Annotated in this window: 16 protein-coding genes; 9 read left to right on the top strand and 7 right to left on the bottom strand. The window is 72.4% G+C overall.

Features of this window, described 5'->3' with window-relative positions:
* Nucleotides 1–2 precede the first annotated feature (2 nt).
* The 4 genes from ACIRJP_RS03840 to rsmH are packed head-to-tail and all read right to left on the bottom strand — an operon-like array spanning nucleotide 3 to nucleotide 5,338.
* A complete protein-coding gene (locus tag ACIRJP_RS03840; protein WP_404167829.1) occupies nucleotides 3–1,730 on the bottom strand; it encodes a UDP-N-acetylmuramoyl-L-alanyl-D-glutamate--2,6-diaminopimelate ligase in 1,728 nt (575 codons plus the stop codon).
* A gap of 18 nt (nucleotides 1,731–1,748) precedes the next feature.
* Nucleotides 1,749–3,728: a penicillin-binding transpeptidase domain-containing protein gene (locus ACIRJP_RS03835; protein ID WP_404167827.1), complete on the bottom strand. Its 1,980-nt coding sequence runs from the start codon at nucleotides 3,726–3,728 to the stop codon at nucleotides 1,749–1,751.
* 4 nt (nucleotides 3,729–3,732) lie between these two features.
* Nucleotides 3,733–4,320, bottom strand: a complete 588-nt coding sequence (locus ACIRJP_RS03830) for a septum formation initiator family protein (protein WP_404168201.1) — start codon at nucleotides 4,318–4,320, stop codon at nucleotides 3,733–3,735.
* Between the two features lie 52 nt (nucleotides 4,321–4,372).
* Nucleotides 4,373–5,338, bottom strand: coding sequence for a 16S rRNA (cytosine(1402)-N(4))-methyltransferase RsmH (gene rsmH / locus ACIRJP_RS03825; RefSeq protein WP_404167825.1), 966 nt, complete (start codon nucleotides 5,336–5,338; stop codon nucleotides 4,373–4,375).
* Between the two features lie 378 nt (nucleotides 5,339–5,716).
* Here rsmH and ACIRJP_RS03820 point away from each other — a divergent pair, with 378 nt between their 5' ends.
* The 4 genes from ACIRJP_RS03820 (at nucleotide 5,717) to ACIRJP_RS03805 (ending at nucleotide 11,442) form a co-directional block, all read left to right on the top strand.
* Nucleotides 5,717–6,280 (top strand): beta-class carbonic anhydrase, encoded by a 564-nt coding sequence (locus ACIRJP_RS03820; RefSeq protein WP_404167823.1) that lies wholly within the window; start codon nucleotides 5,717–5,719, stop codon nucleotides 6,278–6,280.
* A gap of 244 nt (nucleotides 6,281–6,524) precedes the next feature.
* Nucleotides 6,525–7,571, top strand: coding sequence for a MoxR family ATPase (locus tag ACIRJP_RS03815; RefSeq protein ID WP_351257549.1), 1,047 nt, complete (start codon nucleotides 6,525–6,527; stop codon nucleotides 7,569–7,571).
* Nucleotides 7,571–8,947 (top strand): DUF58 domain-containing protein, encoded by a 1,377-nt coding sequence (locus ACIRJP_RS03810; protein WP_404167821.1) that lies wholly within the window; start codon nucleotides 7,571–7,573, stop codon nucleotides 8,945–8,947. Before ACIRJP_RS03815 ends, ACIRJP_RS03810 begins: the two co-directional genes overlap by 1 nt.
* Nucleotides 8,944–11,442 (top strand): transglutaminaseTgpA domain-containing protein, encoded by a 2,499-nt coding sequence (locus ACIRJP_RS03805; protein ID WP_404167819.1) that lies wholly within the window; start codon nucleotides 8,944–8,946, stop codon nucleotides 11,440–11,442. Before ACIRJP_RS03810 ends, ACIRJP_RS03805 begins: the two co-directional genes overlap by 4 nt.
* A 301-nt stretch (nucleotides 11,443–11,743) precedes the next feature.
* Here ACIRJP_RS03805 and ACIRJP_RS03800 read toward each other — a convergent pair whose 3' ends face one another.
* The 3 genes from ACIRJP_RS03800 to ACIRJP_RS03790 all read right to left on the bottom strand — a co-directional run bounded on the left by ACIRJP_RS03800 (nucleotide 11,744) and on the right by ACIRJP_RS03790 (nucleotide 13,832).
* Entirely contained in the window at nucleotides 11,744–12,142 is a 399-nt protein-coding gene (locus tag ACIRJP_RS03800) for a DUF3040 domain-containing protein (protein ID WP_383709106.1), read from the bottom strand.
* 301 nt (nucleotides 12,143–12,443) lie between these two features.
* On the bottom strand, nucleotides 12,444–13,202 hold the full coding sequence (locus ACIRJP_RS03795; protein ID WP_404167817.1) for a class I SAM-dependent methyltransferase: 759 nt from the start codon (nucleotides 13,200–13,202) through the stop codon (nucleotides 12,444–12,446).
* Between the two features lie 102 nt (nucleotides 13,203–13,304).
* A complete protein-coding gene (locus ACIRJP_RS03790) occupies nucleotides 13,305–13,832 on the bottom strand; it encodes an SAV_6107 family HEPN domain-containing protein (protein WP_404167815.1) in 528 nt (175 codons plus the stop codon).
* Between the two features lie 170 nt (nucleotides 13,833–14,002).
* On the opposite strand from ACIRJP_RS03790, the gene ACIRJP_RS03785 reads away from it, so the two are divergent.
* The 5 genes from ACIRJP_RS03785 to ACIRJP_RS03765 all read left to right on the top strand — a co-directional run bounded on the left by ACIRJP_RS03785 (nucleotide 14,003) and on the right by ACIRJP_RS03765 (nucleotide 20,047).
* Entirely contained in the window at nucleotides 14,003–14,821 is an 819-nt protein-coding gene (locus ACIRJP_RS03785) for an ATP-binding cassette domain-containing protein (RefSeq protein WP_404167813.1), read from the top strand.
* Entirely contained in the window at nucleotides 14,793–16,880 is a 2,088-nt protein-coding gene (locus tag ACIRJP_RS03780) for a YhgE/Pip family protein (RefSeq protein ID WP_404167811.1), read from the top strand. The genes ACIRJP_RS03785 and ACIRJP_RS03780 overlap by 29 nt, the downstream gene beginning before the upstream one ends.
* 29 nt (nucleotides 16,881–16,909) lie before the next feature.
* Complete coding sequence (locus tag ACIRJP_RS03775) at nucleotides 16,910–17,521, top strand: TetR/AcrR family transcriptional regulator (protein WP_404167809.1); 612 nt, start codon at nucleotides 16,910–16,912, stop codon at nucleotides 17,519–17,521.
* Between the two features lie 360 nt (nucleotides 17,522–17,881).
* Nucleotides 17,882–18,499 (top strand): DUF4126 domain-containing protein, encoded by a 618-nt coding sequence (locus ACIRJP_RS03770; RefSeq protein ID WP_404167807.1) that lies wholly within the window; start codon nucleotides 17,882–17,884, stop codon nucleotides 18,497–18,499.
* A gap of 30 nt (nucleotides 18,500–18,529) precedes the next feature.
* Nucleotides 18,530–20,047: a phytoene desaturase family protein gene (locus ACIRJP_RS03765; protein WP_404167805.1), complete on the top strand. Its 1,518-nt coding sequence runs from the start codon at nucleotides 18,530–18,532 to the stop codon at nucleotides 20,045–20,047.
* Nucleotides 20,048–20,104: the final 57 nt, after the last annotated feature.

Below are 20,104 nucleotides of genomic sequence, written 5' to 3'. Positions count from 1 at the left end.
GGTCATCCCTGACTGTTGTTCTCGTGGGTGTGGGCGCGGTGGCCGGCGCTCTCGGTGCGCTCGTGCCCCAGGGACTGTTCGATGGCCGCGCGCAGGACCACGCGGTCGTCGAAGGGGCGTACCACGCCATGGATGTCCTGGCCCTGCTCGTGGCCCTTGCCGGCGATCAGCACGGTGTCACCGGGCTGGGCGCGGGCCACCGCGGCGGCGATGGCGGCGGCCCGGTCGGCGTCGACCAGGACGTCGCCCCGCTCGTGGACGGGCACCTCGGCGGCGCCCGCGAGCATGGCGGCGAGGATTCCGAGGGGGTCCTCGGAACGGGGGTTGTCTGAGGTCAGTACGGCGGTGTCGGCGAGGCGGGCGGCCGCCGCGCCCATCGGGCCGCGTTTGGTCGTGTCGCGGTCGCCGCCGCAGCCGAGGACGATGTGCAGCCTGCCCTCGGTGACCGTCCGCAGGGAACGCAGCACGGATTCGACGGCGTCGGTCTTGTGCGCGTAGTCGACGACCGCGAGGTACGGCTGTCCGGCGTCGACGCGCTCCAGCCGGCCGGGGACGCCCGGGACCGTCGCGACACCGTCGGCCGCGGCCTGCGGGTCGATGCCCGCGACGGCGAGCGTGACGATCGCGGCCAGGGTGTTGGCGACGTTGAACGGGCCGGGCAGCGGGGCGCGGGCGGCGATCCGCTCGTCCTTGGGGCCGACGACGGTGAACGTGGAGCCGAACGGCCCGAGTTCGACGTCCTCGGCGCGCCAGTCGGCGTCCGGGTGGCCCTCGGCGGAGAAGGTGACGACCGGGACGGACGCCTCGGTGATCAGCCTGCGGCCGTACTCGTCGTCGAAGTTGACGACGCCCTGCCGGCTGCGGCCGGGGGTGAAGAGCTGTGCCTTGGCCTGGAAGTAGTCCTCCATCCCGGAGTGGAACTCCATGTGTTCCGGGCTGAGGTTGTTGAAGACCGCGACGTCGAAGACGCAGCCGTCGACCCGGCCGAGCACCAGGGCGTGGCTGGAGACCTCCATGGTCACCGAGTCGACGCCGCGCTCGCGCATGACGGCGAACAGGGCCTGCAGATCGGTGGCTTCGGGGGTGGTGCGCTCGGACTTGATGCGCTCGTCGCCGATCCGCATCTCCACCGTGCCGATGAGCCCGGTGGCCCGCCCGGCGCCGCGGAAGCCGCCTTCGACGAGGTAGGCGGTGGTGGTCTTGCCGGACGTCCCGGTGATGCCGATCTGGAGGAGACCGGCGCCGGGCCGTCCGTAGATCTCCGCGGCGAGCTCGCCCATCCGGCCGCGTGGGTCCTCGGTGACCAACACCGGAAGTCCGGTGGCGGCGGCGCGCTCGGCGCCCGCCGGGTCGGTGAGGATCGCCGCCGCGCCGAGACCGGCCGCCTGGGCGGCGAAGTCCGCGCCGTGGAAGCGGGCGCCCGGCAGAGCCGCGTAGACGTCGCCGGGACGTACCGCCCGGGAGTCGTGGGTGATGCCGGTGACCTCGCCGGGTCCCGGCGGCTCGACTTCCAGGCGGGCTGCCAGTTCGCCGAGCGGGGTCGGCCCGATCCGGTCCGGACGGGGCGCTCCCGGGTAGTTCACAGGGGCGGCCTTCTGGGTGGTTTGGGACTGATCAGCGTGGGGCACGGCGGTGAGCGTACCGGGCGCACCCGGCCTCTCGCGAAGTGAGGGGCCGTGGTTCTGGTAGTTCCCGTTCCGGTTCCCGGGATCGGGCGTGATGGTTGTCACTGGATGGTTTCCCCGAGTTCACTCGCCGGGATCGAAGGACACCGGCAGCCGGGCTGGCTTGCTGCCGGACGGTGGGGTCTGGAGGGTCTTGAGTGCGAACTCCATGACCTGCTTGTAGATCGGTCCGCAGATCTGGCCGCCGAAGTAGCTGCCCCTGGTCGGGTTCTGGATCGCGCAGTAGACGGTGATCTGCGGGTTGTCGGCGGGTGCGAAGCCCGCGAAGGAGGCGGTGTAGCCGTGGTAGCCGCCGCGCACCGGATCGACCCGGTTGGCCGTACCGGTCTTGCCCGCCACCCGGTAACCCGGGATCTTGGCCTTCGTGCCGGTGCCCTCCTCGTCGCCGACCACCGATTCCAGCATGGTGGCGAGCGTCTTGGCGGTCTTCGCGCTGACCACCCTGGTCCGCTCGGGCGGGGCGGCGGCCTGGAAGCGGCCGTCGGCGTCCTTGGTGCCGCGCACCAGGGTGGGTGCGACGCGGACCCCGTCGTTGGCGATCGTCGAGTAGATGGAGGCGGCCTGCATGGCGTTGAGCGAGAGGCCCTGGCCGAACGGGATCGTGTACTGCTGCGAGGTCGACCAGTCCTTGGGCCTGGCGAGGATGCCGGGGGTCTCGCCCGGGTAGTCGAGACCGGTCGGTGAGCCGATCCCGAACTTGCGCAGGTAGGAGTAGAGGACCTTGTTGGCCTCGGCCTGCGTCTTCCCCAGTTCGCCGGTGGCCAGGATGGTGCCGATGTTGCTGGACTTGGCGAGTACGCCGTTGAGCGTCAGGTACCAGGTGGGGTGGTCGATGTCGTCCTTGAAGAGCCGGTCGCCGCGGTGCAGCCGGTTGGGGACGGTTACGTGGGTGCCAGGGGTGGCGACGCCCTCCTCCAGCACGGCGGCCATGGACATGACCTTGCTGGTGGAGCCGGGCTCGTAGACGTCCTGGAGGGCCGCGTTGCCCAGCGTCGCCGCGTCGGCCTGCGAGAGGTCGTTGGGATCGAAGCCGGGGGCGTTGGCCATGGCGAGGACCTCACCGGTCCTGGTGTTCTGGACGACCACGTAGCCGCGGTCGGCCCTGGACTTCTTCACCTGGTCGGTGATGGCCTGCTGGGCGGCCCACTGGATGTCCCGGTCGATGGTCAGCTCGATGTCGGCGCCGGGGACGGCTGGGACCTCCTCGGTGCCCGCGGTGGGCACCCGGCGGCCGCCTGCCTGGGCGTACTTGATCTTTCCGTCCTCGCCCGCGAGCTCCTTGTCCAGCTGCGATTCGAGGCCGCCCGCGCCCTTGCCGTCGGCGTTGACGTAACCCAGTATCCCGGCGGCGAGACCCCCGTTGGGGTAGACCCGCTTGGTGGTCGCCTCCTGGAAGACGCCGGCCAGCACATTGGCTCCGGGGCCGCCGTTCGCCCGGTCCTTGCCCGCCTTCTCCGCGAAGACGGACTTGAGGTCCTTGATCTGGTTCCAGACCTGCGGGGTCTGCCTGCGGGCCAGGACGACGTAGCGGCCCTTCTGGGACAGCTTCCGGGTCAGCTCGGTGGCGTCGGTGCCGAGGATCGGGGCGAGAAGCGCCGCCGCCTGCTGGGGCGCGTCGGGGGCCTTGCTGAACCCGGGCGTGAACATCGAGGGGTCGGCGGTGATGTTGTACGCGTCGACGCTGGTGGCCAGGGCGATCCCGCTGCGGTCGGTGATCTCGCCGCGCTCGGCGGAGATCGTGTAGCTGAGGTAGCGGTTCTCCTTGGCCTTGGCCGAGTACGCGGCGGCGTCGACTGCCTGGACCTGGAGCAGCCGGACGACGAACGCCAGCATGACGAGCGTCAGCGCGAGGCTGACCAGGCGCAGCCGGGGGCGCGGGCTGCCGAGCCGCAGCGGGGTCGTGCTCCGGTTGCGGGGCGCGCGGGGGCGTGGTGCCGGGGAGGAGCGGCGGGCGGCGGGGCGGGAGCGCCCCTGGCCGCCCGCGGCGCTGCGCGGGCGTGCGGGGCCGGGCACCCGGCGGCGCGGTGGTTCCTTGGGCGGCACTGCGTCACCTGCCGGGGCTCGTCGGGGGCTGGTCTGCCGGGGTACGCGTCCCGGCGGGCGGGGTCGTGCTGGGCCGTGCGGCGGCGCCCGAAGGCGTGGCCGATGCCGACGCAGCGGGCGGGGCCGGGGCGGTGGACCGGGGCCGGGTGCCCGCGGCGGGGGGCGCGGTCGCGGGGGGCGCCGCCGGCGCACTGCTCTTCGGGGCCGGCGGCGGGGCGGGCTCGGCGGTGGTCTCGGCGGGTACGCCGCGGACCGTGCCGTCCGGGTTCAGGAAGGCGGGGCCGCCGCCGGGCACCATGCCCAGCTCGCGGGCGCGCCGCTCCAGGGCGTCCGGCTTGGAGTAGTTGTCGACGTCGTGCTGGAGGGCCTGTTCCTCGTCGGTGAGCTCCGTGGTCCGCTTCTTCAGCTCGCTCAGCCGGAACGACCCTTCGTTGAGGGCCGAGTTGAGCACCAGGAGCGTGATCAGGCCACCGCCGAGCAGCACCACGACCAGCAGCACGAAGGGTGTACGGGCCGCTTTGCTGGGCCCGGACGGCATCAGCCGGGCGAGCCGCGCGGCACGCCCTTTCAACTGCCCGGCCGGTCCGCTCACCGCGCCGCCGCCCCGCATGTCACCGGTTTCCGGGTTCCCGGACGCCGGGCTCTCATCGTTCCTCCTCGCGGATCCGCTGGGCGCCGCGCAGCCGGGCGGGTGCGGCCCGCCGGTTCTCGGCGACCTCCTCCTCGGTGGGCAGCTCCGCGCCGCGGGTCAGCAGCTTCAGCCGGGGCTGGTAGCGCTCGGGGACGACCGGCAGGCCGGGCGGCGCCGTGGTGGCGGCGCCCGCCGCGAACACCTGCTTGACCAGCCGGTCCTCCAGCGAGTGGTACGAGAGGACGGCGATCCGGCCGCCGACGGCGAGGCTCCGGACGGCCGCCGGAATGGCCCGCTCCAGGACGCTGAGCTCGCCGTTGACCTCGATGCGCAGCGCCTGGAAGGTCCGCTTGGCGGGGTTGCCGCCGGTGCGCTTGGCCGCCTGGGGCAGCGAGTCGCGGATCAGCTCGACGAGCCGGGCGCTGTTGCTGAACGGCTCCTTCTCGCGCTCGCGCACGATCGCGGAGACGATCCGCTTGGCCTGCTTCTCCTCGCCGTACGCCCGCAGGATCCGTACCAGCTCGCCCGGCGGGTAGGTGTTGAGCACCTCGGCCGCGCTGATGCCGCTCGTCTGGTCCATCCGCATGTCGAGCGGGGCGTCCTGGGCGTACGCGAATCCGCGGTCGGCCTCGTCCAGCTGCATGGAGGAGACGCCGAGGTCGAACAGGACGCCCTGGACCTTGGGGATGCCGAGCCGGTCGAGCACCTCGGGCAGCTCGTCGTACACGGCGTGCACCAGGGTGGCCCGGTCTCCGTACGAAGCGAGCCGCTCGCCGGAGAGCCGCAGCGCCTCCTTGTCCCGGTCCAGCCCGATCAGCCGTGCGGAGGGGAAGGAGGAGAGCAGCGCCTCGCTGTGTCCGCCGAGGCCGAGGGTGCAGTCGACGACCACGGGCGCCTGCGGGCCCGGCGCCTCCAGAGCCGGGGCCAACAGGTCCAGGCATCGCTGGAGCATCACCGGGACGTGTCGGGTCTGGCTCATGCGCCCTCTCAGGCTCAGGTCCCGTATGGCCGCACGTACGGCCTGGTCCCCGCCCGCTCAGAAGGGGAGGCGGGCCGGCGCCGGGGAAGGGGCGTCGGCCGACCGCGAGCGGGAGAGGGCCGGGCCCGTACGTACGCCGCACACAGGGGAAATCTACGGAATGTGCAGGGTGTCGGTAACTTCCCGTCACTTTAGTCCACCCTGCCATTCGATCGATTCCCGATCAATCAACCCGGCAGCGCGTCGCCGGGCCCCCTGTTCACCCGCTCGACGCAGCGGCTGTGAAGCTTGTGGGTTACCTCACAACAAGCCTCGTTGACGTTCTTTGTCCCTTCCCACAGCACGACGGGAGCAGGGGCGGGAGCTAACGTCATAGCCATGTCGACTTCCGCGCACTCCCCCGCCCGGTCCTCCGCGACCGATGCCGACCAGGCCCGTTCCGGGGACACCGTCACCGATCGCCTCGTCGAGGCGAACGTCCGGTACGCCGCCGGCTTCGAAGACCCGGGCATGGACGCCAAGCCGGTGCTGCGCGTCGCCGTGGTCGCCTGCATGGACGCCCGGCTCGACCTGCACGACGCACTCGGCCTGGCGCTCGGCGACTGCCACACCATCCGCAACGCGGGCGGCGTGGTCACAGACGACGTGATCCGTTCGCTGACCATCAGCCAGCGGGCCCTCGGCACGCGCAGCGTCATACTGATCCACCACACCAACTGCGGCCTGGAATCGATCACCGAGGAATTCCGCCAGGAGCTGGAGGTGGAGGTCGGCCAGCGTCCGGTCTGGGCGGTCGAGGCGTACAAGGACGCCGACCAGGACGTACGGCAGTCGATGCAGCGCGTGCGCACCTCGCCGTTCCTGCTGCACACCGACGACGTCCGCGGCTTCGTCTTCGATGTGACCACCGGCCTGCTGCGGGAGATCCTTCCCGCCTCCTGACGTCCCGGACGCCACCTCCCAGGAACCGAAAACCCGACCGAAACCGGCATTTCGCCCCCAGTTGTCCACAGGCGAGTGACACGAAGCGGTAACGGCAACAAGAATGCGCGTGTGACATCCCGACGGACGTGTCCGAGGGGGTGTCCCTGTTTCGGGGTGGGCCGGATCGCTGCGTGCGCTTCGGCCCGTGAATGGGGTACCCCACCGCTCCAGGTGAGCGTGGGGCAGGGCCGAGGAGGGCCGGGTGACGACCTATGACGATCGAGCGAGCCTCACAGATCTGACCACGACCGCGGAGCGGGTGCGCAGGTCGGTGGAGAGTGTGATCGAGGGCAAGCCTGAGGTCGTACGGCTTTCGCTGACCGTACTGCTGGCGGAGGGGCATCTGCTCATCGAGGATGTCCCCGGGGTCGGCAAGACGATGCTGGCCAAGGCGCTGGCACGGTCCATCGACTGCTCGGTGCGGCGCATTCAGTTCACACCGGACCTGCTGCCCTCGGACATCACCGGTGTGTCCATCTTCGACCAGCAGCGGCGTGACTTCGAATTCAAGCCGGGTGCGATCTTCGCCCAGATCGTGATCGGCGACGAGATCAACCGTGCATCGCCGAAGACCCAGTCGGCGCTGCTGGAATCCATGGAGGAGCGCCAGGTCACCATCGACGGGCACAGCTACGAGCTGCCGGACCCGTTCATGGTGGTGGCCACGCAGAACCCGGTGGAGATGGAAGGCACCTATCCGCTGCCCGAGGCCCAGCGCGACCGGTTCATGGCGCGGGTCTCGATCGGCTATCCGAGTGCGGACGCCGAGCTGCGGATGCTCGACGTGCACGGCGGCCTCCCGCCGCTCGACGACCTTCAGCCGGTGGCGCACGCCCACGACATCGTGAAGCTGATCGACGCGGTGCGGACGGTCCATGTGGCCGACGCCGTGCGGCGGTACGCGGTGGAGCTCGTCGCGGCCACCCGGAGCCATCCCGATCTCCGCCTCGGCGCCTCGCCGCGGGCCACCCTGCACCTGCTGCGCGCGGCGAAGGCCTCCGCGGCGCTGAGCGGCCGGGACTACTGCCTGCCGGACGACGTGCAGGCGCTGGCGGTCGCGGTGCTCGCACACCGGCTGCTGCCGACGGCACAGGCCCAGCTCAACCGCCGTACCGCCGAGCAGGTCGTGCTGGAGATCCTCCAGCAGACACCGGTTCCGACCGCGGGCGGCGCCACCCAGGTGCAGCCGCAGCATCAGCCGGGCCGGGCGGCGTACGGCCGGCAGCAGCCCGGCGCACGGCGGGTGTGATGGCCGCCGGGGGGCCGGCCGCGACGGACGACGGCGGCGAGAAGGGCGGTCTGCGGGCGGCTCTGAGCGGGCTGACCACGCGTGGGCGGTCCTTCCTGGCGGCCGGTATCGCCGCGGCGGTCTGCGCCTATGTGCTCGGGCAGGCGGATCTGCTGCGGGTCGGGCTGCTGCTCGCCGCGCTGCCGCTGGTCTGTGTGGCGGTGCTCGTCCGCACCCGCTACCGGGTCGCGGGCACCCGGCGGCTCTCGCCGTCCCGGGTCCCGGCGGGCTCGGAGGCTCGGGTCCACCTGCGGATGGAGAACGTGTCGCGGATGCCCACCGGGCTGCTGATGCTTCAGGACCGGGTGCCCTACGTGCTCGGGCCGCGGCCTCGGTTCGTGCTGGACCGGGTGGAGGCGGGCGGCCGCCGCGAGGTGTCCTACCGGGTGCGGTCGGATCTGCGCGGGCGCTATCCGCTCGGGCCGCTGCAGCTGCGGCTGAGCGACCCCTTCGGGATGTGCGAGCTGACCCGTTCGTTCAGCGCGTACGACACCCTCGTCGTCATCCCGCGGACCGAGCCGCTGCCACCGGTGCGGCTGGCCGGCGAGGCCGCGGGGTACGGCGAGGGGCGGCAGCGGTCGCTGGCGCTGGCCGGTGACGACGACGTGATTCCGCGCGGCTACCGGCACGGCGACGATCTGCGCCGGGTCCACTGGCGCTCGACGGCGCGCTACGGCGAGCTGATGGTGCGCCGCGAGGAGCAGCCGCAGCGGGCCAGGTGCACGGTGCTGCTGGACACCCGGCGGATCGCCTACCAGGGGGCGGGGCCGGACTCCGCCTTCGAGTGGGCGGTGTCCGGGGCCGCGTCCGCGCTGGTGCACATGCTGGAGCGCGGCTTCGCCGTCCGGCTGCTGACCGACGACGGGAACGCGGTGCCGGGCGAGGGCATGGGCGGTTTCGCCGGATCGACGCAGGAGTCCGCCGACTCGGCGGGTCTGATGATGGACACCCTGGCGGTGGTCGACCACTCCGACGGCAGCGGTCTGTCGCGCGCTTACGACGTGATGCGCGGCGGCAACGAGGGGCTGCTGATCGCGTTCTTCGGTGATCTGGACGAGGAGCAGGCCGCGGTGGCCGCGCGGATGCGGCAGCGCAGCGGCGGCGCCGTCGCGTTCGTGCTGGACAGCACGGACTGGGTACAGGGCGACATCCCGCCCGCCGGGGCGGAAGCGGCGTCCGAGCGGCGGCTGCGGCTGCTGCGGGAGTCGGGGTGGACGGCCGTGGCGGTTTCGCCCGGGACCGGGCTCGCCCGGTACTGGCAGCAGGCGGGGCACCAGGGTGTGGCGGTGCAGTCCGCCGTCGACGGCACGACGGGTTTCTCCGGGGGATGGTCATGAGCGGTCGTGGTCGGCTGGCGCTGTGCGCCTTTGCGGCGACGCTGATGGTGGCGGCCTCGATGCTGCCGCTGGTGGAGCCGGCCGGGTGGATCCTGCAGGCGGCGTTCCTGCTGGCGGTCCAGAGCGGGATGGGGGCGCTGGTCCGCCGGGCGCCCGTGCCCCGCGTGCTGGTCCTCGGGGCACAGGCGCTGGTCACGCTGGTCCTGCTGACGGTGGTGTTCGCCAGGCAGCAGGCGATGGCCGGTCTGCTGCCCGGCCCGGAGGCCGTCCAGCGGCTCGCGCATCTGCTGACGTCGGGCGCCGAGGACGTCAGCAGGTATGCCGCCCCCGCTCCCGTGACGGACGGCATCCGGCTGATACTGATCGGCGGTGTGCTGCTGGTCGGCCTGGCGGTGGACGCCCTCGCGGTGACGTTCCGCAGCGCTGCCCCGGCCGGCCTGCCGCTCCTCGCGCTGTACTCGGTGGCCGCCGGGCTGTCCGGGGGCGGGGCCGACTGGCTCTGGTTCCTGCTGGCGGCCGGTGGCTATCTGCTGCTCCTGCTGGCCGAGGGCCGGGACCGGCTCTCCCAGTGGGGGCGGGTCTTCACCGGCGCGGCCAGCAGGTCCCCGGGAGGTCCGGCGGTCGGTGCGGCGCTCTCGGGCAGCCGTCCGACGGCCCCGGTCCGTACCGGACGGCGCATCGGCGCGCTGGCGCTGGGCGTCTCGCTGATCGTCCCGGCGGCACTGCCCGCGCTCGAGGGCGGAATGCTGTTCAGCACGGGCGGCGGCGGGGGCGGCAAGGGTGGCGGCGGCACGATCTCCGCGGTGAACCCGCTGGTCTCGTTGCAGGACAACCTGAACCAGCCGGAGGACCGGCAGGTGATGTCCTACCGCACCAATTCCGGTGCCCCGCAGGACTTCTACCTGCGGATTCTGGCCCTGGACCAGTTCAACGGGAGCGAGTGGCGGCCCTCCACGCGTCGGCTGAAGGACGTCCCCGAGCGGCTCCCGCAGCCGGAGGGCCTCGGCCCCGATGTGGCGGTCACCGAGATCACGTCGAACATCTCCGCGTCCCGTTCGTACCAGCAGACCTATCTGCCGCTCCCCTACCCGGCGACCGAGGTCACGATCAGCGGGCGCTGGCGGTACGAACCGGTGGGGCGGACGCTCGTGGGCGACCGCGGTGAGACGACCCGCGGTGCGCAGTACCAGGTCTCCAGTCTGATGGTCGAACCGACCGCCGAGCAGCTCGCCGGGGCGGGCCCCGCGCCGGCCGCTCTGCGGCGCGAGTACACCCGCGTTCCCGACTCGCTGCCGAAGGTGGTCGAGGAGACCGCGGACCGGGTGACCAAGGGCGCCGCCAACGACTACGAGCGGGCGGTGAAGCTGCAGAACTACTTCGCCTCGGAGGGCGGCTTCAGCTACAACACCTCGGTGAACTCGGGCACGGGAAGCGCGGCGATCAGCCGGTTCCTGAAGGACAGGCAGGGTTTCTGCGTCCACTTCTCCTTCGCGATGGCCGCGATGGCCCGGACGCTGGGCATTCCGGCCCGGGTCGCGGTGGGTTTCACCCCCGGCACCGAGCAGTCGGACGGTTCGGTCACGGTGGGGCTGCGCGACGCGCATGCCTGGCCCGAGCTGTACTTCCAGGGCGTCGGGTGGACCCGTTTCGAGCCGACGCCGACGCGGGGCACCACGCCGCAGTACACCCGGGCGGATGCCCCGACGGGCGACACGGACACCCCGGCCCAGCCCGAGAAGGGCCCCGCGGCGGCTCCCTCGATCGCGCCGTCCGTCCCGGACAGCTGCCCGGCGCAGATGCGCAAGCAGGGCGAGTGCGGAAGCCCGGCGGCACAGGGCGTGAAGCCTCCGACCGACTCCGGGACACCGGCGAGCACCGTCGCCGGTGTGGTCCTGCTCGCCCTGGTGATCCTCGCACTGCCCCTGCTGCCGATGTTCTGGCGGCTGCGGGCACGCAGGCGGAGGCTGGGTCTCTCCGCCGGGCGTACGCCGGTGAGCGGAAGGTCCGCGGTGTCACCGACGAGGCAGGGCGCCACGGGCCGGGGCATCGAGCCGCCTCCGCCGTCGCACGCGACGGCCGGAACGCTCGCGGCCTGGCAGGAGATCACCGACACCGCCTGGGACCATGGCATCGAGCCGGACGACTCCCGGACCCCGCGCAAGGCGGCGGACCGGGTGGTACGGCTGGGCCGGCTCGAACCCGACGCGGCGAAGGCGGTGCACCGGGTGGCCGGGGCGGTGGAGCAGGTGCTGTACGCCCGGGAGCCCCGGGCGAGCACCGGTCTTGCCGAGGACGTGGAGACGGTACGAGCCGGTCTGCGGGCAGCTGCCGACCGCTTCACCCGGATCCGGGCAATCGTGGCACCACGCTCGGCCGTTCGGGTGATCTGGGCGGCATCGGAGCGCTGGGCGGCTTTCACCGGCAGGTGCGCCGCACTGTTCGGCCGCGACCGGTGGGCCGGGTGGCTGCGGCGACCGTCACGCCAGCAGGGGTGACCGGGGCGACCGGGGGCGTGGCCGCGACGTGACGGTCTGCGGCCTGCCGCCGGTCCCCGCCTCGGGAAGGCTCCATCAGCCGTGCCCGGACCGTCCGGCGGCCTCCGCCCGGCTCCGGGCACGCCCGGGGCTCCCGCTACGCCCGCTCGAAGCCCTCCCGCGGACCGGCCGGCCCGATGTCCGTCCGCAGTCACCGGCCCGGGACATACGTGACGGCCCGGTGCGCACATGACGGTCCCGGGCACGCGTGAGGGGCGGCCGCGAAGACGCGGCCGCCCCTCACCCAAGTGTGTCCGAGGGCCTACTGGCCCTGCTCGTCGCGGCGGCGCTGCCACCGCTGCTCGATGCGGTTCATCACGGTCCGGCGTTGCCTGGGCCGGCTGCGCTCGCCACCGCCACTGCCTCCGGCTGCCGGGTGCTCACCCGGTTTGGGTGCCTTGCGCCAACCAGTGACCGCAAGGACCGCGCAACCCAGCATGACGAGAAAACCCACCACGCTGATCCAGATGAGCTGGGCGACCATTCCGGCCATGAGGAGCGCGATACCAACCAGGAAGCCTGCGACCGCCTGGTAGACCCGTCGCCGGGTGTACGTACGCAGCCCGCTTCCCTCGAGCGCTGTCGCGAACTTGGGATCTTCGGCGTACAGCGCTCGCTCCATTTGCTCGAGCATTCGCTGCTCGTGCTCCGAGAGCGGCACGGAGTCCTCCTCGTCGTCGGCCGCGGGGGGCGGCCGGTATGCGGCCCTTCCAGGATAGGCAGGGAATCGCCCCCGTGAAACCCGCCTTCTTGCCCATCAGCCAGTCCGGGCCGCCACGACGGCTCAGCTGCTGAGGCGTTGATTCCCCAACCTCCGATCCGTCATGCCGGATGGTGTCCCCCGATCATACGGGGCGAAGCCCCCGATCGGGGGACCCGGTGCGTACTCCGTCTGCCGCTGCGTCGCTGATCAGCCGCGCTACGGCCGAGCCCCCACCGGACCGGGCCGGACCGGACCGCGCTCAGGCGCGCTTCGTGCCCAGAACGTGCAGCTGCGTCGCTACGGCGTGGAAGGCGGGCAGCTCGGCCGCGGCGGACTCCAGCTTGAGCAGGGCCTCCACGGCACCGGGCTCCGTGTCCACCAGCACGCCCGGCACGAGGTCCGCGAAGATCCGTACGCCGTGGACCGCGCCGACCTCGACGTCGGCGCCGGAGATCAGCTCGGTGAGCTGCTCCGCGGTGTAGCGCCGGGGCACCGGGTCGCCTTCGCCCCAGCGGCCCGCCGGGTCGCCGAGCGCCTGCCGGGCCTCGGTGAAGTGGCCGCCGAGCGCCCGGGCCAGGACGGCACCGCCGAGCCCGGCGGCGAGCAGGCTGAGCGCACCGGACGGCCGGAGCGCCGCCACGGCATTGCGTACACCCTCGGCCGGGTCGTCCACGTACTCCAGGACGCCATGGCACAGCACCGCGTCGTACCCACCGCGCTCGACCACCTCGAACAGGCCGTGGATGTCGCCCTGGACCCCGCGGACCCGGTCGGCGACCCCGGCCTCGGCCGCGCGGCGCTCCAGCGCGAAGAGCGCGTTGGGGCTGGGGTCGACGACCGTGACGCGGTGGCCGAGCCGGGCGACCGGCACCGCGAAGTTGCCGGTGCCGCCGCCGGTGTCCAGGACATCCAGGGCGTCCCTGCCGGTTGCCTTCACCCGGTGGTCGAGGGCGTCCTTGAGGACCTCCCAGACCACGGCGGTACGGAGGGAGGCGCGGGGGCGCAGCTGGTCCGACACGGCAGATGACTCCTCGGCACGGTGCCGCCTGGGACGGCGGAGCGTGAACAGTGCAGGTGGTGCGAGCAATGCCCACCCTATTGCCTCACGCCGCCGCTGCCGTCATCCCGCGTCGGGCCGCTCCCTCCTGGCCTGCGGGAGCACCGGCTGGAGCACCAGCAGCCGTTCGACCAGACGCAGGAACATCGCCGCGTCACGGAGCAGGTCGTCCGCGTCCCGCCGGGTCGCGGCGCCGGGTATACCGGCTTCGGCGCGGGCCCGGCGGCGGGCACCGGAGGCGAACAGCGCGCTCCACTCGGTCAGCTCGGGGGCTATTTCGGGCAGGAGCTCCCAGGCGCTGCGGATGCGCTCCCGGCGCCGCCCGGACGTCTCCGGGCGGGCCCGCGCGGCGAGCACCGCGGCCGCGGTGCGCAGCGCTGCGAGGTGGGCGGTGGCATACCGCTCGTTCGGCACATCGAGAACGGCGGCCTCGTCGAGGCCGGTGCGGGCCTTGGCGAGCAGGTCGAGGGCGGCGGGCGGCGCCGTGGCGCGGCGCAGAACGGCGTGGACATCGCTTGCCGGGCCGGTCAGTGAGGGGGCAGGGCCGTCTGCGCGGCGCCGGGGTGCGGCTGCTGCGGACGAGTGGGCCATGACGAAACCTCCTGTCTCGTGTAACGGCTCCGTGGCCGTATGTATCCATCGTGCGGGGCCCCACTGACAATCGACCTCGACCTCGCTCCGACCTGCTCTTTTGCTTCGTTCGCAAGTTCGGGCTATTTTTTTGAACTGACTGGTCAGTTCAAAAAACACGGGGAGGGTCTGTGGACAGCCCGCACGGGGCATCCGTCACTGCCGAGGATTTCGGCCTCAGGGGGCCGCGCGGCTGGGCCTTCCGAGGCATCGGGATCGACGCCGGGCCCGGCTCGCTGGTGGCGATCGAGGGCCCCTCCGGCTCGGGCCGCACCTGCCTGCTGCTCGCTCTCACCGGCCGGATGCGCCCCACCGAGGGCCACGCGAAGATCGGCGGGCTGCGCCTGCCGCGCAAGATGGCCGCCGTACGCCGCATCGCCGCGCTGGGCCCCGTCCCCGGGGTCAGCGAGCTCGACCCGGCCTTCACCGTCGCCGAGCACCTGCGCGAACGGGCCCTGCTGCAGCGCCGCTTCGACGGTTCGCTGCGCGCCCTGCTGCGTCCGCGTGCCGAGCGGGTCGCCACGGCCCAGCAACGGATCGACGCGGCGCTGGACGCCGCCGGACTCGACCCGGCCACCCTGCCCAAGGCCGAGCGGACCTCCGTACGGGATCTGGAGCGGCTGGAGGCGCTGCGGCTCTCCATCGCCCTCGCGCTGATCGGCGGCCCCCGGCTGCTGGCGGTGGACGACACCGATCTCAAGCTCTCCGACGCCGAACGCACCGAGGCCTGGGAGCTGCTGCGGTCCGTCGCGGACAGCGGCACGACCGTGCTCGCCGTCTGCAGCCAGGCCCCCGAGGACGCGATCACCCTGCGCACGGACGCCGCTGCCGAAGGAAAGACGACCGGGCAAGGGGCGGCCGAGAAAGACGCGGCCGGAGAGAACAACACCGGGGAAACCACGATCGAGGAAGGAACGGCCGATGCGTTCGCCGAGACTGGCCGCGCTTGAGCTCAGGCGTTTCGGCAGGGGGAAGCTGCCGCGCGCCGCGCTCGTCGCCCTGCTGCTCCTGCCGCTGCTCTACGGCGCGCTGTACCTGTGGTCCTTCTGGGATCCGTACGGCCGCCTCGACAAGATCCCCGTCGCACTGGTCAACAACGACAAGGGCGCCACCGTCGCCGGCAAGCGCATCGCGGCCGGCGACGAGATCACCGGCAAGCTCCTCGACTCCAAGGTCTTCGACTGGCACGAGGTGAGCTCCGCCCAGGCCGGCAAGGGCGTCGAGGACGGGACGTACTACCTCTCGCTCACCATGCCGTCGGACTTCAGCAAGCAGATCGCGTCCAGTTCGGGTGATTCTCCCGAGACCGGTGCCCTCCAGGTGCGGACCAACGACGCCAACAACTACATCGTCGGGCAGATCTCCCGGACGGTCTTCTCCGAGGTGCGCACCGCCGCGTCGACCAACGCCTCGCGCGGCTTCTACGACCGGATCTTCATCAACTTCTCCGACCTCCATGACGCGACGGCGAAGGCCGCCAAGGGGGCCGACGACCTCAAGGGCGGCATCGGCAAGGCCAAGAAGGGATCGCAGCACCTCGCGGACGGGCTGAAGGACGCCAAGGCCGGCAGCGGCCGGCTGGCCGGCGGGATCGTCAAGCTGAACAAGGGAGCGGGCGACCTGGAGACCGGCTCCCGACAGGTGGCCGACGGCACCCAGCAGCTCGCCGACAAGGTGAACGGAGTGGCGGCCGACGTCCGCCCGTTCCTGAAGGACAACGGCAAGTCGATCGGCGACACCGCCCGGCTGGTCTCCGACACCTCGAAGACCGTGCGGCACAACCTCGATCTGCTCGTCGAGGCGGCGCCCACCGCGGCCACCGCCGCCCACACGGCCTCCGACGACCTGGCCGGGATCCACCGCACCAGTTGCGTGGACCAGCAGCCCGCCGACCCCGATATCTGCCCGCCGCTGAAGCGCGCCACGACCGCGGCGGCCGATGTCGCGAAGATCGCCGACGACGTGAACGTACTGGTCACGAACCAGAACGGGGACCTGAAGAAGCTGAGCAACCAGCTGACCACGCTCCAGAAGCAGGCCGACGACCTGGCCGAGCACGCGCCGCACCTGGACGAGGACCTGGAGTCCGCGGTCAAGAAGATCAACGTGCTCAACTCCGGCGCCCACAAGGTCGCCAAGGGCGCCGACGACCTGCACACCGGCCTGACCACGGCCAGGACCGGCTCCGCCGACCTGGACTCCGGCGTGAGCGACCTCAAGAAGGGCGCGACGAACCTGGACAGCGGGCTGATCCGGCTAGGCGACGGCTCGACCACCCTGGCCGAGGGACTCAACGACGGGGTCGGCAGGATCCCCGACTACGACAAGAAGGACCGCGACGCCCGTACCGGAGTCATGGCCGACCCGGTGCAGCTGGCCTCCCAGTCGCTGCACGCGGCCCCCAACTACGGCACCGGCTTCGCGCCGTACTTCATCCCGCTCTCCCTCTGGGTCGGCGCGATGGTGGCCTACATGCTGATCCAGCCGCTCAACCGGCGCGCGCTCGCCGCCGGGGCCTCCGCCTGGCGGATCGCGTTCGCGGGCTGGCTGCCGGTGGCCGCCATCGGTCTGCTCCAGGTGGTGGCGCTGATGTCGGTACTGCACTGGGGGCTCGGTCTGCAGATGGCCCGCGCCGCCGGAACGGTCGGCTTCCTGGCACTGGTGACCTGCTGCTTCGCGGCCATCGTTCAGTGGCTGAACGCCCGGTTCGGAGCCGCGGGACGGATCCTCGTACTGGCGGTGCTGATGCTCCAGCTGACCTCGGCCGGGGGAACGTATCCCGTCCAGACCAGCCCCGGGTTCTTCAACGCGATCCACCCCTATCTGCCGATGAGCTACATCGTCGAGGGGCTGCGCCGGCTGATCACGGGTGGCGGCCTGGGCCCGGTCTGGCAGGGCAGCGCGGTGCTGCTGGCCTTCACGGCGGGGGCGCTCGCCCTGACCGCGGTGGCCGCGCGCCGCAAGCAGGTGTGGACCCTGGACCGGCTCCACCCGGAACTGAGCCTGTGAGCACGCCGGAACCTGTGAGAATCGGGGCCATGGAAAGCAGCAGCACCACTCGGCGCCGGGCCACCCGGCAGAAGCTCTACGAAGCGGCCGTGACCCTCATCGCCGAGAAGGGCTTCTCGGCGACCACGGTGGACGAGATCGCCGAGCGCGCCGGGGTCGCCAAGGGCACGGTCTACTACAACTTCAAGAGCAAGACCGAGCTCTTCGAGGAGCTGCTGCGTCACGGCGTTGGGCTGCTGACGGTCTCGCTGCGCTCCGCGGCCGAGGAGACCGGGGAGCGCGGCGGCACCCGGGTCGAGGCCCTGGACGCGATGATCCGGGCCGGCCTGGTCTTCATCGACCGCTATCCCGCCTTCACCCAGCTGTACGTCGCGGAGCTGTGGCGCACCAACCGGGCCTGGCAGGGCACCCTCCTGGTGGTGCGTCAGGAGGCCGTCGCGGTGGTCGAGCAGGTGCTGCGCGAGGGTGTGGGCAACGGTGAGCTGAGCGAGGAGATCGACATCCCGCTGACGGCTGCCGCGCTGGTCGGCATGGTGCTGGTGGCGGCCCTGGACTGGCAGGCGTTCCAGCCGGAGCGTTCGATCGACGATGTGCACTCGGCGCTGTCGCTGCTCCTGCACGGGCGGGTCAGCGGGCGCTGACCGTCCGGCGCCAGGGTCCACAGCACGGAAGACGCCGGTCCGGCGAGGCTCGATCCCCCCGAGCCTGCGCCGGACCGGCGTCTTCCGTGCTGCCGGAGAGCCTTCCCCCGTGACCTCGTTCTCCCCCGTGGTCCCCGAGCTCTCCGTGGTACTCCCCCGTGCCGGAGGAAGCGCCGCGACCGTTCCGCCGCCCCGTGCCGGCGGTGCGGAGCCGCACCCTCTCCGTGGGCTCCACTCTCCCGTCCGCGCAGGTGGGAGCCCATCCGCACACCTACTCATCTCCTCGTCTGAGTACGGATACTCAGGGCTGCGCTCCGAACCCCTCCCCCGGCGTTACGCCATCTGGTTACGATCGCGTCCGTGTCCGTACTTCCTCTGGTATTCACAAGCGGCTGGGCGAGCGGGATCAACGCCTATGCGGTGGCCCTGCTGCTCGGTCTGTTCGGCGTCACCGGTCTGAGCGACGAGGTGCCCGCGTCGCTGCAACGCACCGATGTCCTGGTGGTGGCCGGTGTTCTCTTCCTGTGCGAGGTGGTCGCGGACAAGATCCCGTACGTGGACTCGGTCTGGGACTCGGTGCACACCGTCGTCAGGCCCCTCGCCGGTGCCGTCGTGGCCGCGCTGCTGGCCGGTGAGAGCGGTTCGCTGCCGGAGCTCGCGGCGGCGGCGATCGGCGGTTCCACGGCGCTGATGAGCCATCTGGTGAAGGCCGGCACCAGGATGGCGGTCAACTCCTCCCCCGAGCCGTTCAGCAATATCGCCGTGAGCATCGCCGAGGACCTGGGCGTCGCCGGGATCATCACCTTCGCGATATTCCATCCGGTGGCGGCCGCGGTCATCGCGGGGACGCTGTTGCTGCTGGGCATCGTCGTAGTCGCCTTCCTGGCCTCCAGAATCCGCCGGTTCATGCGCCGCAGGGCCCGGCGGCGGGGGGAGAAACGCCTGGCCGGAACGGGTTCTCCCCGGCCACCGGGGTGACTGTCGGTGGTGGCCGTTAAGGTCACTGACATGGCACGTATTGCGGTGATCGGCGCCGGGATGGGCGCGATGGCGGCGGCCGCCCGGCTCGCCGTGGCAGGCCACCGGGTGACGGTGTACGAGCGGTCGGAGACCTTCGGCGGCTCGGTCGGCCGGTATGCCCATGAGGGCTTCGTCTTCGACACCGGTCCGGCGCTGCTGCATCTGCCCGCCGTCTACCGCGACCTGTTCGTGAAGACCGGCAAGGAGCCGCTGGAACGGTGCGTCACCATGACCCAGGTCGATCCGGCGAGCCGCCATCTGTTCGCCGACGGCACCGCGGTCTCGCTGCCGAACGCCTCACGGGCCGGGGTCGTCTCCGCGCTGGACGGCGCGCTCGGCGGCGGTGCGGGCGCGGCCTGGGGCGGGTTCCTGGACCGGGCGCGCAATGCCTGGGACCGGTCCCGGCGTCCGCTCCTGGAGGAGCCCCTGCGCTCCGACTGGCAGGTGCTCGGCCGCGATCCGTATCCGGCGCTCCGGCAGCGCCGCCTGCTGCGCTCCGCCCGGCAGGCGGGCACGGTCGCGGAGATCGGCGCGTGGGAGCTGGCGGACCCCCGGCTGGCCGCGCTCCTCGACGGGTACGCCCTGTCGTACGGGCTCGACCCGCTGCGGGCACCGGCGGCGGCCGCCCTGCTGCCGTACATGGAGGAGACGTTCGGCAGCTGGTACGTCTCGGGCGGGATGCGGGCCCTGGCGCAGGCCGTGTACGAGCGGTGCCTGGCCCGGAAGGTGGAGTTCGCCTTCGGCTCCGAGGTAGCCCGGGTAGTCGAGAAGGACGGCCGGGCGGCTGGCGTGGAACTCGTGGACGGGACGGTCGCGGAGGCCGCTCATGTGGTGCTGGGGGCCCGGCCGTGGGCGGGGCTGGTGCCCGGTCAGGAGCTTCGGCAGGACGGTGACGTGACGGTGCGGCCGGGGCCGGAGCAGGGGGTGGTGCCGGGCCGGTTCATGGTTCTGCTCTCGTTGCGCGGCGCCCGGCCCCCGGAGGCCGTGCACCGGACGGTGGTGCACGCGGCGGACAGCGCGGTGGAGCGCGAGGCGGTGTTCGGCGGCCGGCTAGCCGAGCGTCCCACGGTGACGGTGGTGCGCCCTGACGACCCGTCGACCCGCCCGGACGAGGGCCACGAGGCGGTGACGCTGATGGCGACGGTCGCCCCGCACGGCGCGGTGGACTGGACGGACCCGGCGATGCGCGAGCGGTACGCCGACTCGCTGATCGAGGCGGCGGCCGCGGCTGTGCCCGGGATACGGGAGCGGCTGCTGCGGGCCGAGGCGCGGACGCCGGCCGAGACGGCTGCCGACACCGGCGCCGAGGGCGGTTCGGTGCCCGCGCCCGCGCTGGCCGGGGCGGGTGGCGCGTATCTGCACCCGGGCAATCGGACCCGGCTGCCGGGGCTCTACGCCGCGGGCGGCTGGTCGCACCCGGGTGGCGGGCTCGCGCACGCGGGCATGTCCGGAGCGCTGGTCGCCGGGCTGATCGTGGAGGGCGACGGCTTCCGCGGCTCGCAGTGACCCGGAAAGCCGGCGGCCGGGCCCGCCGCGGTCCGGCGGCCCCGGGCACCCGGCCCG

The organism is Streptomyces sp. NPDC102437, from assembly GCF_044765565.1.
In the GTDB taxonomy this organism is placed as follows: domain Bacteria; phylum Actinomycetota; class Actinomycetes; order Streptomycetales; family Streptomycetaceae; genus Streptomyces.
Note: the sequence above shows the minus strand (reverse complement) of the source record. Positions and strands in the feature narration are given on the sequence as shown.

Coding starts and splice junctions, on each gene's coding strand:
- rsmH (WP_404167825.1), bottom strand. CDS start 5,338: ATGAGCCAGACCCGACACGTCCCGGTGATGCTCCAGCGATGCCTGGAC.
- ACIRJP_RS03820 (WP_404167823.1), top strand. CDS start 5,717: ATGTCGACTTCCGCGCACTCCCCCGCCCGGTCCTCCGCGACCGATGCC.
- ACIRJP_RS03810 (WP_404167821.1), top strand. CDS start 7,571: ATGGCCGCCGGGGGGCCGGCCGCGACGGACGACGGCGGCGAGAAGGGC.
- ACIRJP_RS03805 (WP_404167819.1), top strand. CDS start 8,944: ATGAGCGGTCGTGGTCGGCTGGCGCTGTGCGCCTTTGCGGCGACGCTG.
- ACIRJP_RS03790 (WP_404167815.1), bottom strand. CDS start 13,832: ATGGCCCACTCGTCCGCAGCAGCCGCACCCCGGCGCCGCGCAGACGGC.
- ACIRJP_RS03780 (WP_404167811.1), top strand. CDS start 14,793: ATGCGTTCGCCGAGACTGGCCGCGCTTGAGCTCAGGCGTTTCGGCAGG.
- ACIRJP_RS03775 (WP_404167809.1), top strand. CDS start 16,910: ATGGAAAGCAGCAGCACCACTCGGCGCCGGGCCACCCGGCAGAAGCTC.
- ACIRJP_RS03765 (WP_404167805.1), top strand. CDS start 18,530: ATGGCACGTATTGCGGTGATCGGCGCCGGGATGGGCGCGATGGCGGCG.